Origin of the sequence: Polaribacter sp. (assembly GCF_965660385.1) — a bacterium.
Lineage (GTDB): Bacteria > Bacteroidota > Bacteroidia > Flavobacteriales > Flavobacteriaceae > Polaribacter.
Window position 1 is genome coordinate 1 of the sequence record NZ_CBFHZT010000055.1, and the last position, 17,636, is coordinate 17,636.

Sequence of the window (17,636 nt, forward strand, 5' to 3'; positions counted from 1 at the left end):
TGCTAACAACTTAATAAAATACTTAAAGCTAAACTTAAGTTTTTGTTTATTTATTAATTTCAGATTTTGTTCTGAAAATTCAGATATTCAAAAATGTAACTTTCTTTAAAATACACCAATATTAAAAATCGTATTTTAATTGAAAGTTTTTGGTAATAATTTCATCCTTATTTTCGATAATGTAATCTTTAAAAGCTTTAGCAACGTTCGATAAGTTTTTTGATTTTAGCCAAATTAAATTCCAATTGGTTTCAATTGGCAAATCTTTAATGTTTAAAATTTTTAAATCGCCATTTTTTAATGATTCATGTATGCCAATAATTGGCATAATAGAAATACCTAAACCAGCAATAACAGCTTGTTTAATGGCTTCATTAGAAGTGAGTTCCATTTTTTTATGAATCTCAATTTTATGTTTTATTAAATATTTTTCCATAGCTAAACGCGTTGCAGAGCCATTTTCACGAAAAAGAAATAAAGATTGGTTTAAATTTTTTAAAGATATGGGCTTTTTCGAAGTTTTATAATCTTTGCCAGCAACAAAAAACATTTGATTTTTCATTAATTCAATACGATTAATTTTTAATTTTTTGGGGATGGTAGATACCATTGCAAAATCGCATTTATTGTCTTCTAAAGCACGAATTACAGACATTTTATTGGTAACTCCCATAGTAATATCTACTTTATCATTTTCTTTTATAAAGTTGGTTAAAAAATAGGGCATTGCATATTTGGCTGTAGAAACTACAGATAAATTTAGTTTACCTGCTAATTTTCCTTCAAATAAAGAAGATTTATAATTGATGGCTTCAACCTCTTCTAGTATTTTTATAGCAGCTTTGCCAATTTCTTCACCAAATTCTGTAATGTATAATTTTCTTCCTACCACTTCAAAAAGAGGTAATTTAAATTGATCTTGAAAATTTTTAAGTTGAATAGAAACTGCTGGTTGTGTTAAAAATAATTGTTCAGAAGCCTTGGTAACGCTTTTTACTTCTACTATTTTTTTAAAAATTTCTAGTTGATGTAAGGTGTAGTTCATAAAATCACTTTATAATAGTTAGATTAAATATAAATAAAATTATATAAAATTGAATGAAGATCACATCAAAAATATTAGAATAAAATTCCACTTTTAGGTTTAGTAAAAAAATATATTATTATTTAAATTGTAAGGTTTTTTTTATCAATAATACATTTTTTATAACATTAATTTTTAAATATTAACAATACTATAATCAACTTAATTTGTACACCACTAAGAAAAAGAAGTATTTTTGTAATTAACGCAGTAACTTATGATCTACGCAAAGAATATACTTGAAACGATTGGCAATACTCCTCTTGTAAAATTAAATGCTTTAACAAAAGAACTTCCTTGTTTAGTGCTCTCTAAATACGAGACTTTTAATCCAGGAAATTCTGTAAAAGACAGAATGGCTTTGCAAATGATAGCGGATGCAGAAGCAGATGGACGCTTACAACCAGGAGGTACAATCATAGAAGGAACTTCTGGAAATACTGGAATGGGATTGGCCTTAGCTGCAATTGTAAAAGGATATAAATGTATTTTTGTTATGGCTGATAAACAGTCAAAAGAAAAAATAGATATTTTAAGGGCAGTTGGTGCAGAAGTTGTGGTTTGCCCAACAAATGTGGAGCCAAATGACCCTCGTTCTTATTATTCGGTTTCTAAACGTTTGGGAGAAGAGACCCCTAATTCTTGGTACGTGAATCAATATGATAATCCAAGTAACTGTAAAGCACATTTTTTAAGTACAGGTCCAGAAATTTGGGAACAAACAGCGGGTAAAGTTACGCATTTTGTTGTAGGTGTTGGTACTGGAGGAACCATTTCTGGAGTAGGTAGTTATTTAAAAATGAAAGCTAAAGAAGCTGGTAAAACCGTTAAAGTTTGGGGAATTGATACTTATGGTTCTGTATTTAAAAAATATCATGAAACAGGTATTTTTGATGAAAATGAAATTTATCCTTATATCACAGAAGGAATAGGTGAGGATATTTTACCCAAAAATGTAAACTTTAGCGTTATTGATGGTTTTACGAAAGTAACCGACAAAGATGCAGCGATTTATACCCAGCGTTTGGCAAAAGAAGAAGGAATGTTTTTAGGAAATTCTGCAGGAGCTGCAATAAAAGGACTCTTACAATTAAAAGAACATTTTACCAAAGATGATGTTGTAGTGGTTTTATTTCATGATCATGGTAGCAGATATGTGGGCAAAATGTTTAATAACGATTGGATGAGAGATCGAGGGTTTTTAGATAAAGAAATTACAATTGCCTTTGATTTGATAAAAAACCAGCATAAAAAACCTTTAATTACAGCGCAAACCGAAGAGTTAGTTTCGCATGCTATTGAGCGAATGAAAAAACACAAAATTTCTCAAATGCCAATTAAAGATGCTAATGGAATTATTGGTTCTTTAGATGAATCTAATTTATTATATCATTTTATGAATGATAAAGATATTGCTCAAAAAACCATAAAAGAAATAATGGGTAAACCATATCCAATTGTTAAAAAACAAACTAAATTAGAAGAAGTATCTAAATTAATCGCTCAAGATAATGATGCTGTTTTAGTTGATTTAGAAAACGGAAATTATCATATCATTACAAAATATGATATTATAAGCGCCATCTAAAAAATTTAAAGAACTATTGTAACAAATTAACGAACTTGTAAAACAGATGAACGAAAATTAAATTTAAAAACTTACTTATTTTGTTTCTTTGAAGTGGATTTAATAATAGTTAGTTAATTACAAGTTAAGGGATGTAATTAAAAATTCGATAATCGTTTGGCACTTTGTCAAACGATTTTTTTTTCGATAATTATTTTGCTTAAAACTAAACATAATTGCATTTTATAGGTAGGTATCGTCATTTCAAAGAATATTATTTTTTGGAGTAAGGAAGTTTTGTTTCTTTGAGGTGTATTAAAACATACAAAAAATTATAAGTTGAGGGATTTATAATATATAACTACAAAGAAATCGTCTAATATTTATTTTAGACGATTTCCTTTTTTATTTCACATAAAAAACCATCCCAAAATGAGATGGTTCTAAATCAAATAATTCAAATAATTTACACAATGAAAACAGTTTACTACGTTGTTTTCATTTAATATACATGCAATATCTGTGCCAAAAAACTACTTGAATTACGATTTTTGTAAAATTTTAAGAATTAAATTGCGTGTTTGTGGGCTTTGTAAGAAGATCTTACCAAAGCACCACTTTCTACATACATAAAGCCCATCTCTAAACCAATGGTTTCATATTTCTTAAATTGTTCTGGTGTTATAAATTCTTTTACAGGCAAGTGTTTTTTAGTAGGCTGTAAATATTGGCCAATAGTGATAATATCACAATTTACAGCTCGTAAATCTTTCATGGTTTGTATAACTTCTTCCTCCTTTTCGCCTAAACCTAGCATTAAACCAGTTTTAGTACGCATTCCATTTTCTTTTAAATATTTTAAAACACCTAAACTTCTATCATATTTTGCTTGAATACGAACTTCTCTTGTTAATCTTCTCACAGTTTCCATGTTATGAGAAACAACTTCAGGGTGAACTTCAATAATTCTATCAATTTGTTTTGTATTTCCTTGAAAATCAGGAATCAAAGTTTCAAGTGTTGTATTAGGGTTTGCTCTACGAATCGCCTCAACAGTTTCTGCCCAAATGATAGAACCACCATCTTTTAAATCATCTCTATCAACAGAAGTAATTACAGCATGTTTAATACCCATAATTTTTATGGAACGTGCTACTTTTTCAGGTTCATCCCATTCTACGGTTTCAGGTCTACCTGTTTTTACACCACAAAAACCACATGAACGTGTACAGATGTTTCCTAAAATCATAAAAGTTGCTGTACCTTCTCCCCAACATTCACCCATATTAGGACAACTTCCACTAGTACAAATGGTATTCAGTTTATATTTATCAACTAAACCTCTGAGTTCTGTATATTTTTTACCAACTGGTAATTTTACACGTAACCATTTTGGTTTTTTGGGTTTTTCAGGTAATACTGCTGCTTCTATTGCCATCATTCTAACATTTAAAATGCAAATTTACAAAGAAAATGATAAAATAAATTTGTTAAGGCTCTAAGTATTTAGTGAGATTTTCTCTTTTGCAATAAGATTTTTCTATTGCATAAATTATTGTTTAGTTGTATTTGCAATTAGCGATGAATAGTTAATAATTTATAGTGCTTGTGAAACCTAAAATCCTACAGCTGCATCATCACCTCTTTTATCAGCTCCAGCTTCTAATTTTCCATCAGCTAAAACTAAAATTGCATCAACTCTACCAATAATTAAAGAGTTTCTTTCTATAATTTCATAACCTAAATTATTTAATTGATGTTTCGTTTTATCATTAAAACCATTAGGTTCCATTCGAATTACATCTGGTAACCATTGATGATGAAAACGCGCTTGATTTACAGATTCTTGCATACCCATATTATAATCTACAACATTAATAATGTTCTGTAAAACTGAAGTAATTATAGTAGAACCTCCAGGAGTTCCTACTACCATTTTTAATGTATTATCTTTTTCAATAATGGTTGGTGTCATTGAGCTCAACATTCTTTTTTCTGAAGCTATTGCATTTGCTTTTGAGCCTACTAAACCATAAACATTAGGTACACCAGGTTTGCTAGAGAAATCATCCATTTCATTATTTAAGAAAAATCCTGCACCTTTTACCAACACTTTAGAACCATAGCCAGTATTTAAAGTTGTTGTTACAGCAACTGCATTTCCAAATTGATCAACAATAGAATAATGGGTTGTTTCATCACTTTCGTATCCTAAAATTTTACCTTGAAAAACTTCAGATGAAGGAGTCGCTTTTTCCCAAGAAAATGTTTCCATTCTTTTGTTGATGTATTTCTTATTCGTTAAACTATCAATAGGTACTTTTACAAAATCGATATCACCCAAATAATGCGCTCTGTCTGCATATGATCTTCTTTCTGCTTCTGTAAGAAGTTGAATGTATGCTGCTGAGTTATGCTTAATTTTAGACAAATCGTAAGGCTCTATAGACTTTAGAATTTGTGCCAAACAAATGCCTCCACTTGCAGGTAAAGTCATAGAAGTAATGTTATAATCTTTGTAAGTAAATTCAATTGGTTTACGCCAAATAGCTTGGTATTTTTCTAAATCTTGATGTGTAATAATTCCTCCTAATTCAGTAACATAATTTACTAATAAATCAGCTGTTTTTCCTTTGTAAAAACCGTCTTTACCAAAATCGCGAATGCGTTCTAAAGTTTGAGCTAATTCTTCTTGTTTTAATACATCACCAGCTTTCCAAACCTTATTAAAAATAGTTTCATAATTGTTTGCTATTTTAAATCTTGAAGTAGCATTATTTAAGTCATTTGCTTGTTTTTGGGTAACAGTTATTCCATTTCTGGCTAAATCAATTGCTGGTTGTACTAACTCATTAAAAGGTAAGCTGCCTAATTTTTGATGTACTTCAAAAACACCAGCAACAGAACCAGGAATACCAACAGCATGTGCTCCTAAAACACTTTTATTTTTAATAACATTACCTAAAGAGTCTAAATACATGTCTTTATGAGCAGTAATTGGAGCCTTTTCTCTAAAATCTAAAGCACCTTTAGTGCCATCATTATTTCTGTAGACCATAAAACCACCACCACCAATATTCCCAGCAACAGGATAAACAACAGCTAAAGCCAAATGAGTTGCAACCATAGCATCATAAGCATTGCCTCCTTTTTTTAAGATTGCTGAACCAATTTTAGATGCTTCTTTTCTTGCAGAAACAACCATTGCTTTTTCAGTAATTAAACCCAGTTCTTTTGTTTTTTTACAAGAATTGAAAATGAATAAAATTGCAATAAGACGCACTAATTTTTTTATCATATAGCTTGTATTTCTATTCGTTTTATTTTAGAAAACGCAATTAAATCAGTAAAAAATAATTTAAAATCTTCTTCTAGTTCTAGGTGTATTTCTTTTAAATCTTGAATGGCTAAATTCATTTGAGATTTTCCTTTGGTTCTATTGTTCATTCCATTTAAAACTTTTGCAATTCCATCTTCAAATTGGTAATTGAATAAAATATCATATTCAATCATATAGTTAATAAAGTTTTGAGATTTAATAGGAAGTTCATGAGATTTTTCCTTGAATAATTTATAGATAGATTGCGTGTAAACATCTAAAGGTATTGCAGAATAGTCAGCCCAATTTTTAGCGAGAAAATAATCATAAAAAATATCGATGATAACACCAGCATAATGTCTGTAACGTTTGTGTAAACGACGCTTACTTTTTCTTACAATAGGATGTGCATCAGTATAAGTGTCAATTTCTCTGTGTAGAAAAATGCCTTGTTGAATTTCTTTATCAAAATGAGTAAAACGATTTCCTCTTACATGATCTGCAATAAAATTACCAACCATAATATTGGTGTTGTTTTGTGATAGGTAGAGGTGTGCTAGGAAATTCATTAAAGTAAATGTAAATAAAAAAACCACAACTAAAAAGTTGTGGTTTTAATTATATTTATAGATTCCTGCCTACGCAGGAATGACAAAATGCGTAAATAGAAAAAGCAACTGGGTTGCTAATTATTCAACATTACAGGCATCACTAACATCGTTACTTTTTCACCTTCATCTGTGCCATCAATAGGTGTTAAAATTCCTGCTCTGTTAGGTAAAGACATTTCAATTAAAACTTCACTTGAACTTAAGTTGTTTAGCATTTCACTTAGAAAACGAGAATTGAATCCAATTTGCATATCATCACCTTGGTAATCACAGCTTAAACGCTCATCTGCTTTGTTGGCAAAATCTAAATCTTCTGCAGAAATATTTAATTCAGTTCCTGCCATTTTTAAACGAATTTGATGTGTAGTTTTACTAGAGAAAATAGAAACACGTCTTACAGAGTTTAAGAAAGAAGCTCTATCAACAGTTAATTTATTCGGATTTTCTTTAGGAATTACAGCCTCGTAATTTGGGTATTTTCCATCAATCAACCTACAAACTAAAACCACGTTGTCAAAGGTAAATTTTGCATTGGCATCATTATACTCAATAGTTACATCACTATCAGAACCACCTAAAATACCTTTTAATAGATTTAAAGGTTTTTTTGGCATGATAAATTCTGCGGTTTGATCTGCAGTAACATCGGTTCTTGAATATTTCACTAATTTATGAGCATCAGTTGCTACAAAAGTTAAACTTTGTGAACTAAATTGAAAAAAAACACCACTCATTACTGGTCTTAAATCATCATTTCCAGCAGCAAAAATAGTTTTAGAAATCGCAGTTCCTAAAATATGCCCAGGAACTACAGTTTTACTTGGTGAAGGTAAAGAAACCGATTTTGGGAATTCATCACCCCCAAAATAAGCCATGTCATACTTACCTTGATCCGAACTAATCTCAATCGTATTGTCACCTTCTGTTTTAAAGGTTAATGGTTGGTCTGGAAACGTTTTTAAAGTATCTAATAACAAACGTGCAGATACAGCAATAGCACCAGTACTATCACTTTCTACATCAACTACAGCACTCATTGTAGTTTCTAAATCAGATGCAGAAACTTTCAATTGATTTTCAGACAATTCAAATAAAAAGTTATCTAAAATTGGTAAGGTATTGTTGCTATTTATAACGCCGCCTAAAACTTGTAATTGTTTTAATAATTGCGAACTCGATACAATAAATTTCATTGATATTTTTTTCTAAAATTATGCATACAAATATAACCTTAATATATGGTTTTGAAAATTAATTTATTAACAGGTTATGAGCATTTTGCTAAAATGTAAAAAGTTTAAATATTTTTTTGTTAAAAAGTAAAAATAAATGAGCAAAACTTTTTATTTTAAAGTGGATGTTACGCTACTTATAAACTTAAAAATGATGGTTATTACAGTTTTTAAATTCTAATAGTTGTTAAGCTAAAATTGAACTTTTCAAAACGTTATAAAAATGTTAATACAACCTTTTTTTCTGATTAAAAACCTACATTTGTGTGTTATATTTTTACAAAATCGATTTTGTAATTGTCTTCTCGAGCGCAGTCGAGAGGTTTTATTTAGGTCTCGACTGCGCTCAACCTAACATTGAATTTATTCAAATAATGAAAAGAATTTCAATTTTTACAGTCTTATATTTACTGTTATCTATATCAATTTTTGCCCAAAAACCTAAAAAACTAACCTCAAATCAAATTTTTGAAAAAGTTCAAAAGTTAAATTTTTTAGGCACTGCTTTGTACATTGCTGCGCATCCAGATGATGAAAATACACGATTAATTGCGTATTTAGCCAATAAAGTAAAGGCTAGAACTGGCTATTTATCATTAACAAGAGGAGATGGAGGACAGAATTTAATTGGTCCAGAAATTAGAGAATTGTTAGGGGTTATAAGAACGCAAGAATTATTAGGGGCTAGAAGAGTAGATGGAGGTGAACAGCTATTTACAAGTGCTAATGATTTTGGCTATTCTAAACATCCAGATGAAACTTTAGAAATTTGGAATAAAGAAAAAGTATTGAGTGATGTTGTTTGGGCTATTAGAAATTTTAAACCAGATGTTATTATCAATAGATTTAATCACAGAACGCCTGGCACAACACATGGCCATCATACAAGTTCTGCTATGTTAAGTGTAGAAGCTTTTGATAAAGTTGCAGATTCTACCCAATTTAAAAGTCAGTTGGAATTTACAGAAACTTGGCAACCTAAACGTTTATTTTTTAACACGTCTTGGTGGTTTTATGGCAGTCAAGAAAAGTTTGATAAAGCTACCAAAGACAATCCAGATTTTATGTCTTTCGATGTTGGTGTATATTATCCTTTAAAAGGATTGTCTAATAACGAGTTAGCTTCAATGGCAAGTAGTCAGCATTTGTGCCAAGGTTTTGGAAGATTAACTACAAGAGGATCACAAACGGAATATGTAGAGTTTTTAAAAGGTGATGCACCAAAAGATCAAAATGATATTTTTTCGGGTATTAATACTACTTGGAATCGTTTAGAAAATGGTGGAGAAATTGGCGATATTTTATATGATGTTGAAGAAAATTTCGATTTTGTCAATCCGTCTAAACATATTTCACAATTAATGGAGGCCTATACCTTGATTAAAAAATTAAAAGACAAACATTGGAAAAGTATCAAAGAAAAACAGATTAAAGAGATTATTGAAGCATGTTTAGGTTTGTATTTAGAAGCATCTGCAGAAAGTGCAACTGCGATTCCAAATACATCAATAGGAGTTGATTTTGAGGTTTTGAATAGAAGTGATGTTTCTGTCGAATTGACTTCAATAACATCAACTATAGATAAAAAAGATTATTTTAAAAAAATAGACTTAACAAAAAATAAAAAAATTACTTTTGGCCATCCTATTTCTTTAAAATCTGTAGATTATTCCTCTCCATATTGGTTGAATAAAAAAGCAAGCTTAGGCATGTATGCTGTAGAAAATCAGCAACTCATAGGTATGCCAGAAACACCAAAAGAGGTTACCATAGCGTTTAATTTATTAATAAATTATATGCCAATTACTTTTACCAAAAATGTAGTGAGAAGATATGCAGAGCGTGATAAAGGAGAAATTTATGAGCCTTTTGAAATTGTGCCTAAAATAACCACAAAATTAAAAGATAAAGTGCTTATTTTTTCTGATAGTATTCCTAAAAAGATTGCTATTGAGGTTAATGCTGAAGCTAATTTTATAAATGGATTTATTCATCTTGAAGTTCCAGAAGATTGGTTGCTATCACCTAATAAGGTCCCTTTTAACATTGCTCAAAAAGGCGATAAACAAACGGTTGAATTTATGGTAACTGCTCCTAAAAAGCAATCTGAAGGTACATTAAAAGTAATTGCTACAGTAGATGACGAATCCTATACAAAAGAATTGGTTGAAATCAATTACGATCATATTCCGAAACAAATTGTGCTTCAAAATTCTGAAGCTAAAGTTGTTCGATTAGATATCAAAAAAGAAGGGAATTTAATTGGCTACATTAAAGGTGCTGGAGATGCAATTCCTGAAAGTTTAGGTCAGATTGGGTATCAAGTCGAAATCATAAATCCTGTAGCAATCAATTCAGAAAATCTTCAGAAATATGATGCTATAGTTTTAGGAATTAGAGCTTACAACGTAGTAAAAGAATTAAAATTTAAGCAAAATTTTTTGTTGGATTATGTAGAAAATGGTGGTAATATGATTGTGCAATACAATACCAACAGAGGTGTCAACATTGCAGCACCTTATACCTTAAAATTATCTAGAGATCGTGTTACAGATGAATTTTCGGAAGTCATAATTTTAGATGAAGAACATCCATTATTCAATTATCCTAATAAAATTACCCAAGAAGATTTTAAAGGTTGGGTACAAGAACGTGGCCTGTATTTTCCAAATATTTGGAGTGAACAATACACACCAATATTGTCTATGAACGATAAAGGAGAAACACCAAAATTGGGTAGCTTGTTAATTGCAAAATATGGCAAAGGAAATTATATCTATACAGGTTTAAGTTTTTTTAGAGAATTGCCTGCAGGAGTTTCTGGTGCTTATAAATTGTTTGCAAATTTGTTAGCTGCAGGAAAAGATAAAATGGCAGTAAAACAAACAGTTAAAGATTAATTTCTGCTATTCAATAAGCAAAGAGCTGGTAAACTAGTCTAGCCCTGATTGAACGACTTGTTTGAGCTCTTTTTTAGTGTCAGTTCGAGTGAATTTGTGAAGAATGAACAAATTTGTATCGAGAACAAACTAAAAAAAGCGAGTAGTGAAAGCAGGAAATAGCTTTAAATAAAAAAATATGGACAAACAAAAATATCCTTGGAAAAAAGAGTACACTTTGGTTTTAGTCGCTAATGTTTTGTATTTACTGGTATTTTATGTCATTACCAATCATTTTACAGTTTAAACTATGGAAATTACCAGTAAATTACATACTATAGATTGGTTCGTTTTATCTGCAACACTCATATTTATTGTGGCTTACGGAACGTATGTAACCCGTAAAAATGCCAACGTAACAGATTATATAAAAGGAGGAAATGATACCAAATGGTGGACCATTGGTTTGTCTGTAATGGCAACACAAGCCAGTGCAATTACCTTTTTATCTACTCCTGGACAAGCTTTTCATAGTGGAATGGGATTTGTACAATTCTATTTTGGTTTACCCATTGCCATGATTATTATTTGTGTGGTGTTTATACCTATTTATCACAAATTAAAAGTCTATACTGCCTATGAATTTTTAGAAGGTAGGTTTGATGCTAAAACAAGAACTTTAACTGCAATTTTATTTTTAATTCAAAGAGGTTTGGCAGCAGGAATTACCATATTTGCGCCTGCCATAATTTTATCGGCAGTTTTAGGTTGGGATTTGTTAAGCTTAAACATTGTTATTGGTTTTTTGGTGATTATTTATACAGTTTCTGGAGGTACAAAAGCTGTAAACGTTACCCAAAAACAGCAAATGATTATCATTTTTGTAGGGATGTTAATCGCCTTTTTTATGATAATGAGTCAGTTACCAGAAAATATTACGTTTACCAATGCTTTAGAAATTGCAGGTGCTAATAGTAAAATGGAAGTTTTAGATTTTTCTTTCGATTTAAGCAACAGATATACGGTTTGGACAGGAATTTTAGGTGGAACATTTTTAATGTTGTCTTATTTTGGAACTGATCAAAGTCAAGTGCAACGTTATTTGTCAGGGAAATCGGTTAGAGAAAGTCAGTTAGGCTTAATTTTTAACGGATTGTTAAAAGTACCTATGCAGTTTTTTATATTATTGATTGGAGTGATGGTTTTTGTGTTTTATCAATTTAATCCAGCACCTTTAAATTTTAATCCGACTGCAAATAAAGAAGTGGTCAAAACAAAATATGCAAAGGAATATCAAAACTTAGAGACGAAGCATAAAGAAATTGAAAATACCAAAAAAGCAATTTTTGCTGATGGTTTTCAACCAAATGAAAAAGGAATGGTTCAGCAATTAAACAAAGCTGATTTAGCCTTAAAAGAAAAATCAAAAGCAATTATTGATAAAGTTGATAAAGAGAATTTATTAGAAAAAATAGAATCGAATGACAAAGATTATGTGTTTATTCATTTTATTTTAAACAATTTACCAAGAGGTTTAATTGGGTTGTTATTGGCAGTGATTCTGTCTGCAGCCATGTCATCTACAGCCTCAGAATTAAACGCTTTAGCTAGTACAACTGCTATAGATTTGTACAAACGAAACGTAAAAAGCGATAAAAGTGAAGCGCATTTTGTGAAAGCATCAAAATGGTTTACGTTACTTTGGGGATTATTAGCCATTTCTGTAGCTTGTATAGCCAATCTTTTTGATAATTTAATTCAATTGGTTAATATTATAGGTTCTATTTTTTATGGAAATGTTTTGGGGATTTTTCTATTGGCATTTTTCTTTAAAAAAGTGAATGGAAAAGCGGTTTTTTCAGCAGCATTAATAACACAACTTATTATTTGTTTTATATATTATTTCGGAATTTATGCTTTAGAATCTCAAGGATTAGCGCCTATTATCAGCTATTTATGGTTGAATTTTATAGGCTGTATTTTGGTACTATTTTTGTCTTTATCCGCTGTTTTTAAATCGATCAATACACAAAGTAAAATTACATTGCTTATTACATCTATTGCAATTTTTAAAATTACTTATGATGTTTTGAATAATGTTTCTTTAAATATTACGCACGTAGTAACGCTAATTATTTTATTTTTCTTTTTAGGATATTTTAATATTGATAAATCAATTACAAATGAATAAGAAAACAATTAAATGGGGCATTATTGGCTGTGGAAAAATAGCCAATAAATTTGCCACAGATTTAGCAACAATTCCAGATGCAACATTGGTTACTGTAGCTTCTAGAAGTCAAGAAAATGCTAACAATTTTGCAAAAAAACACAATGCTAAAAAAGCTTTCAATACCTATGAAGATTTAGCAAAAGATAATGAGGTTGATGCTGTGTATATAGCTACTCCACATTCGTTTCATGCATCACATTCTATTCTATGTATGCAACATAAAAAAGCAGTATTATGTGAAAAACCTTTTGCGATGAATGCTGAAGAAGTGGCAGAAATGATATCAGTGGCTAAAGAAAATAAAGTGCTGTTGATGGAAGCCTTATGGACCTATTTTTTACCTCATTATAGGTATGTTTTAGATATTTTTAAAAATAAAACTTTTGGAGAACTTCTAAAATTAGAAGCAGATTTTGGTTTTAAAGCGGCTTACAATGAAGAGAGTAGATTGCTAAAAAAAGAAGTAGGTGGAGGTTCTCTGTTAGATATTGGTATTTATCCCATTTTTGCTGCTTTATCTACATTGGGAATTCCAGATAACATCAATGCTAAAGCTACTTTTTTTGAAACAGGTGCAGATTCGGAATGTAATATGATTTTTAAGTATAAAAACGCGAAAGCCTATTTAAAATCTACCTTAATAGAAAACACCAAAACAGAAGCTATTTTTACTTTTGAGGATGCTGTTGTAAAAATTAATACCATGTTTCATCAACCTTCAACAGTAACTGTTTTTAAGGATGATAAAGAACAAACATTAGATTTTAACTACAAGACAATTGGTTATAATTTTGAAACAATCCACTTTAATGAACTATTAAGAAATCACAAAAAAGAAAGTGATGTAATGACTTTTGATTTTTCTAAAAAATTGATAAAAGTTCTAGATGACGTGCGTAAAGAAATTAATTTGGTGTATTAGTATGACAAAAGCTATTCATCTGTTGCAATTCCAAAATACAACCAAGTAACATCATCTTTAAATGGATTTGATTGCGAATGCAGTTCACCAGGTTCTATGGTAATGCAATCACCTGGTTTTGCAATAATTTTTATATTATTGATGATAAATTCAGCTTGTCCACTTTGTATAAAAAACACCTCGTACATAGTATCATGTTTGTGCATTTCTACTTTTTGATTGGGTTTAAAAGTAGCAGTGCTAAACATCATTAAATTAGGTATTTCACCTTTTTCAATCAATACTTTTTTAAAAATATTCCCCTGATGATTTGCTTTGGTTTTGTTAATGTCTTTACTATTTGTTTTTTTCAAGAAGCAGTTGTTTTTAAATGATATCAAATATAATAAACAAAAAAATCTCAAGCCAAAACTTGAGATTTTAAATTTTTTAAAAAGAAGAACAAATTACATGGCTCCCCATTCTTTTAATGATGCCTTATTCATCTTTATATAACCTGCATTATTTGCTTTAGTTGCATATTCTAAAGATTTTTTAGCAGCTGCAATAGCCCCTTTTGTATTACCTGCTTTAGCATGTATTAAAGATTGCTGACGTAAAAACCAAAATTTTGGATCATCTGAGGTCATTTCTACAGCTTTATCAATCCAAGCTTGTGCTTGTTTAATGTCTTTACCTGCTTGTAAATAATACACTGCAGCCCCATACATATCGTTTGCAGAAGGTCCAGCCATTGTTTTAGAAATGCTTGATGAAACCATTTTATCTGTAGGTACTTCAAATTTAAAAGGCACATAAACATTTTCCCACATGATGCCTAATACAGCAGAATCGTTGGTTAAATCATCAAAAGTAATGGTGAATGTTTCAATTGGCATTGGCATTTTATATGGAGTAACTGTTACTTTTGCTGCAACTTTTTCCTCATCCCATTTTCTAGGGTTTCCCCAGTTTGATGCATCACTATATAAAATTACATCCCAAGTTTGTTTTCCAGGAATGGTGTAAACAGCATAGGTACCTTTTTTTAATGTTTTGCCATCTACCATAAAATCTGTTGAAAATGTTAATTTGGTGTTTTCATTAGCACCTGTTCTCCAAACTTTTCCATAATCTTCTAATCCTCCAAATATTTTTCTTCCTTTCATACTTGGTCTAGAATATTCTAAAGTTACTTCTGTTAAGCCTACATTTTGTGTTGTTTTTTGAAACGGACTAGGAGCAGGAGTTTTAATTTGTGCATTTGTAGCAAAAGCAGTTGCTACTACAAATAAGGATAATATAATTTTTTTCATAATTACTGATTATTAAATTTTATTTACTCTCAAAATTACGATTTACGAAAATGACAAACGTTAACAAAAACTTAAAATCAGCGGTTGTATCTTTGTGCTGTTTTAACTGAATTATGAAAAAATACATATCAGAATTTATCGGAACTTTTTCTTTGATTTTTTGCGGAACAGGAGCAATGACCATTAATGAAATTACTGGTGGAGATGTTACTCATGTAGGAATTGGATTAACATGGGGTTTAATTGTTATGGCTATGATTTATGCGTTTGGCGATATTTCTGGAGCACACTTTAATCCTGCTGTTACCATAGCTTTTGGGTATGCCAAAAAGTTTGCTTGGAAGGAAGTTCCTAAGTATATAATAGCGCAAATTTTAGGTGCTTTTGCAGCTAGTTTTGTTTTACTATTCTTGTTTCCAACAAGTGAATTTTTAGGTGCTACAATTCCAACTATTAATGTTTGGCGCGCTTTTGTTTTAGAATTATTACTAACCTTTTTTTTAATGGTTACCATTATAAATGTTTCTACAGGAAGTAAAGAAATAGGTGTTATAGCAGGAATTGCAATAGGTGGAGTTGTGATGTTGGAAGCGCTTTTTGCAGGGCCAGTAACCAATGCTTCTATGAATCCTGCACGTTCTTTAGCACCAAACTTGGTTTCAGGTAATATTGATGGATTATGGCTATATATGGTTGCTCCAGTTTTGGGTGCGTTATTGGCTGTTGTTTCTTGTAAGTTGGTTAAAGATGAGAATTGTTGTGATGCGGAAGATTGCTAAACAGTTGTCAGTTCGAGTGATTTTTTATAACAATAGGAAAAAAAATGTATCGAGAACTTGTTGAAAAATCCCTGTAAATCTGTAAAATTCGTGTCTTATTAATTAGTTGCCAGTAATTAAAAAAAAAGAAATGAAAAAACTGAAAAAAACGATTTATTGTTTAGCAATTTTGACAATTATAAGTTGCGAAGTAATTGAAATTAATTGTAAAGAATTTGATAAGTCTAATGTCATTCTTGATTACACAATGTTCCAAGAAGGAAATGACAATTATAATTTTATTAATCAACAGAATGACACAGTAAAATTATCTTCATCTGGTAGACATTTTTCAGAAAGTTATATTGAAAGATGTGGAGGTTTTGCAGATCCGAATTGTGACTGCTTTAGTTCTTTTGAGGAAATATACAGAGTAAACGATTCTTTATTTTTTAGAACACAAATCATTTCTTCAGTTTTGGAAGATGAATCTGAATTTATTGACATAGATTACTCAGTAAATTATTCTCGATATAGTGAAAGGAGATTAATTAATAACAAAGAAATAATAACAAATAAATTTAATGAAATTACGCAAGAAGAATTAATCCTAGATAATTATAAATTTACAAATGTTATTGAACTAAACTTGATTAAGCACGAAAGAGATAATTCTCTAATTAATCAGTTAATAATAAAAAAAAATGAAGGTTTAATAGCCTTTATGAAAGATGGAAAAATATACTTGAAGGAAAAATAACTACTGGAAACAACGTGTATATTCAATTGCTAGCTTCTAGCCCACTTGGGAAAATCCTCGCGGATTTTCCATTCAGTAATTATTTGCTAAATTTATTAACTAAACCACGCAACTGAAACATACACAAAACCGATATATAGATGATTAGAATAAGTATTTTAGGTTGTGGTTGGTTAGGGAAACCTTTGGCAGTTTCTTTTTTAGAAGATGGATTTTCTGTAAAAGGTTCTACAACTTCTTTGGATAAAATAGATGCCTTAGAAAATTTAGGTATTGCAGCTCATTTGGTAAATATCGCAGAGTTTGAAGAGTTTGATTTGTTTTTAGATTCAGATATTTTGGTGATAGCCATAACTTCTAAAGATATTGATGGTTTTGAAAATTTAATTGCTCAAATTCAAGAATCACCTATTCAAAAAGTAATATTTATTAGCTCTACCTCTGTATATCCAAGAATTAATAAAGTGATGACTGAAGAAGATGAAGTTGTGGCAAACCATCCTTTAATTGAAATTGAAAATTTATTCAGAGAAAATACGTTTTTTGAAACCACCATTATTCGTTTTGCAGGCCTATTTGGTGGTGAAAGACATCCTGCAAATTGGTTTAAAAATGGTAAAGTAATTCCGCAGCCAAATGGTTTTGTTAACATGATTCACAGGGAAGATTGTATTGAGATTATTCATAATATTATCAATCAAAATTGTTGGAATCAAGTTTTTAATGCTTGTGCCAATCATCACCCTACAAGAAGAGATTTTTACATTACTGCTAAACTAAGTAAAGGTTTTGAATTGCCAATTTTTAAGAATGAAGATGTGTATGAATGGAAAATCATTTCTTCAAAAAAAGTGCAACACATTTTAAACTATACTTTTATTTATGATGATTTGTTGTCTATTTAGATATTTGATAGTTGTTCACTAAGACAGATGCTGAAATATGTAAAACCTTTTCAAGTTCTCTAATCATATCT

The 17,636-nt window shown here is 30.1% G+C and carries 14 protein-coding genes; 7 read left to right on the top strand and 7 right to left on the bottom strand.

Annotation, left to right across the window (positions count from 1 at the left end):
• Positions 1-121 precede the first annotated feature (121 nt).
• Positions 122-1,045, bottom strand: a complete 924-nt coding sequence (locus ACTG3V_RS13095; protein WP_439132617.1) for a LysR family transcriptional regulator — start codon at positions 1,043-1,045, stop codon at positions 122-124.
• 256 nt (positions 1,046-1,301) lie between these two features.
• Between ACTG3V_RS13095 and ACTG3V_RS13100 the strand changes: the two genes are divergently transcribed.
• Positions 1,302-2,672 carry a pyridoxal-phosphate dependent enzyme gene (locus tag ACTG3V_RS13100; protein WP_439132618.1) on the top strand — a complete coding sequence of 457 codons (1,371 nt, stop codon included), beginning with the start codon at positions 1,302-1,304 and terminating at the stop codon, positions 2,670-2,672.
• A 547-nt stretch (positions 2,673-3,219) separates the two neighbouring features.
• On the opposite strand, the gene lipA is transcribed toward ACTG3V_RS13100, so the two are convergent.
• The 4 genes from lipA to dnaN form a co-directional block, all read right to left on the bottom strand.
• Positions 3,220-4,089 carry a lipoyl synthase gene (gene lipA / locus ACTG3V_RS13105; protein ID WP_439132630.1) on the bottom strand — a complete coding sequence of 290 codons (870 nt, stop codon included), beginning with the start codon at positions 4,087-4,089 and terminating at the stop codon, positions 3,220-3,222.
• Between the two features lie 177 nt (positions 4,090-4,266).
• Entirely contained in the window at positions 4,267-5,949 is a 1,683-nt protein-coding gene (gene ggt / locus ACTG3V_RS13110) for a gamma-glutamyltransferase (protein ID WP_439132619.1), read from the bottom strand.
• The gene (locus ACTG3V_RS13115) at positions 5,946-6,539 is read right to left on the bottom strand and encodes an ACP phosphodiesterase (protein WP_439132620.1); all 594 of its coding nucleotides are present in this window, start codon (positions 6,537-6,539) and stop codon (positions 5,946-5,948) included. Before ACTG3V_RS13115 ends, ggt begins: the two co-directional genes overlap by 4 nt.
• Before the next feature lie 116 nt (positions 6,540-6,655).
• The gene (dnaN, locus tag ACTG3V_RS13120) at positions 6,656-7,774 is read right to left on the bottom strand and encodes a DNA polymerase III subunit beta (protein ID WP_439132621.1); all 1,119 of its coding nucleotides are present in this window, start codon (positions 7,772-7,774) and stop codon (positions 6,656-6,658) included.
• A 413-nt stretch (positions 7,775-8,187) separates the two neighbouring features.
• On the opposite strand from dnaN, the gene ACTG3V_RS13125 reads away from it, so the two are divergent.
• The 3 genes from ACTG3V_RS13125 to ACTG3V_RS13135 all read left to right on the top strand — a co-directional run bounded on the left by ACTG3V_RS13125 (position 8,188) and on the right by ACTG3V_RS13135 (position 13,847).
• The gene (locus ACTG3V_RS13125; protein ID WP_439132622.1) at positions 8,188-10,713 is read left to right on the top strand and encodes a PIG-L family deacetylase; all 2,526 of its coding nucleotides are present in this window, start codon (positions 8,188-8,190) and stop codon (positions 10,711-10,713) included.
• A gap of 289 nt (positions 10,714-11,002) precedes the next feature.
• Positions 11,003-12,883, top strand: coding sequence for a sodium:solute symporter (locus ACTG3V_RS13130; RefSeq protein WP_439132623.1), 1,881 nt, complete (start codon positions 11,003-11,005; stop codon positions 12,881-12,883).
• On the top strand, positions 12,876-13,847 hold the full coding sequence (locus ACTG3V_RS13135) for a Gfo/Idh/MocA family protein (protein ID WP_439132624.1): 972 nt from the start codon (positions 12,876-12,878) through the stop codon (positions 13,845-13,847). Before ACTG3V_RS13130 ends, ACTG3V_RS13135 begins: the two co-directional genes overlap by 8 nt.
• 11 nt (positions 13,848-13,858) lie before the next feature.
• Here ACTG3V_RS13135 and ACTG3V_RS13140 read toward each other — a convergent pair whose 3' ends face one another.
• Both ACTG3V_RS13140 and ACTG3V_RS13145 read right to left on the bottom strand, forming a co-directional pair.
• Positions 13,859-14,200, bottom strand: coding sequence for a cupin domain-containing protein (locus ACTG3V_RS13140; RefSeq protein WP_439132625.1), 342 nt, complete (start codon positions 14,198-14,200; stop codon positions 13,859-13,861).
• A 93-nt stretch (positions 14,201-14,293) separates the two neighbouring features.
• Positions 14,294-15,142: a DUF2911 domain-containing protein gene (locus ACTG3V_RS13145; protein WP_439132626.1), complete on the bottom strand. Its 849-nt coding sequence runs from the start codon at positions 15,140-15,142 to the stop codon at positions 14,294-14,296.
• A 113-nt stretch (positions 15,143-15,255) separates the two neighbouring features.
• Here ACTG3V_RS13145 and ACTG3V_RS13150 point away from each other — a divergent pair, with 113 nt between their 5' ends.
• The 3 genes from ACTG3V_RS13150 to ACTG3V_RS13160 all read left to right on the top strand — a co-directional run bounded on the left by ACTG3V_RS13150 (position 15,256) and on the right by ACTG3V_RS13160 (position 17,565).
• Positions 15,256-15,921, top strand: a complete 666-nt coding sequence (locus ACTG3V_RS13150) for an MIP/aquaporin family protein (RefSeq protein ID WP_439132627.1) — start codon at positions 15,256-15,258, stop codon at positions 15,919-15,921.
• A gap of 130 nt (positions 15,922-16,051) precedes the next feature.
• On the top strand, positions 16,052-16,660 hold the full coding sequence (locus tag ACTG3V_RS13155; RefSeq protein ID WP_439132628.1) for a hypothetical protein: 609 nt from the start codon (positions 16,052-16,054) through the stop codon (positions 16,658-16,660).
• Positions 16,661-16,800: 140 nt separating this feature from the next.
• The gene (locus ACTG3V_RS13160) at positions 16,801-17,565 is read left to right on the top strand and encodes a dTDP-glucose 4,6-dehydratase (protein ID WP_439132629.1); all 765 of its coding nucleotides are present in this window, start codon (positions 16,801-16,803) and stop codon (positions 17,563-17,565) included.
• Positions 17,566-17,636: the final 71 nt, after the last annotated feature.

Excerpts from the sequence above, each read along its gene's own strand:
- ACTG3V_RS13095 (WP_439132617.1), bottom strand. The coding sequence starts at position 1,045 with ATGAACTACACCTTACATCAACTAGAAATTTTTAAAAAAATAGTAGAA.
- ACTG3V_RS13100 (WP_439132618.1), top strand. The coding sequence starts at position 1,302 with ATGATCTACGCAAAGAATATACTTGAAACGATTGGCAATACTCCTCTT.
- lipA (WP_439132630.1), bottom strand. The coding sequence starts at position 4,089 with ATGGCAATAGAAGCAGCAGTATTACCTGAAAAACCCAAAAAACCAAAA.
- ggt (WP_439132619.1), bottom strand. The coding sequence starts at position 5,949 with ATGATAAAAAAATTAGTGCGTCTTATTGCAATTTTATTCATTTTCAAT.
- ACTG3V_RS13115 (WP_439132620.1), bottom strand. The coding sequence starts at position 6,539 with ATGAATTTCCTAGCACACCTCTACCTATCACAAAACAACACCAATATT.
- dnaN (WP_439132621.1), bottom strand. The coding sequence starts at position 7,774 with ATGAAATTTATTGTATCGAGTTCGCAATTATTAAAACAATTACAAGTT.
- ACTG3V_RS13125 (WP_439132622.1), top strand. The coding sequence starts at position 8,188 with ATGAAAAGAATTTCAATTTTTACAGTCTTATATTTACTGTTATCTATA.
- ACTG3V_RS13130 (WP_439132623.1), top strand. The coding sequence starts at position 11,003 with ATGGAAATTACCAGTAAATTACATACTATAGATTGGTTCGTTTTATCT.
- ACTG3V_RS13135 (WP_439132624.1), top strand. The coding sequence starts at position 12,876 with ATGAATAAGAAAACAATTAAATGGGGCATTATTGGCTGTGGAAAAATA.
- ACTG3V_RS13145 (WP_439132626.1), bottom strand. The coding sequence starts at position 15,142 with ATGAAAAAAATTATATTATCCTTATTTGTAGTAGCAACTGCTTTTGCT.
- ACTG3V_RS13150 (WP_439132627.1), top strand. The coding sequence starts at position 15,256 with ATGAAAAAATACATATCAGAATTTATCGGAACTTTTTCTTTGATTTTT.
- ACTG3V_RS13155 (WP_439132628.1), top strand. The coding sequence starts at position 16,052 with ATGAAAAAACTGAAAAAAACGATTTATTGTTTAGCAATTTTGACAATT.
- ACTG3V_RS13160 (WP_439132629.1), top strand. The coding sequence starts at position 16,801 with ATGATTAGAATAAGTATTTTAGGTTGTGGTTGGTTAGGGAAACCTTTG.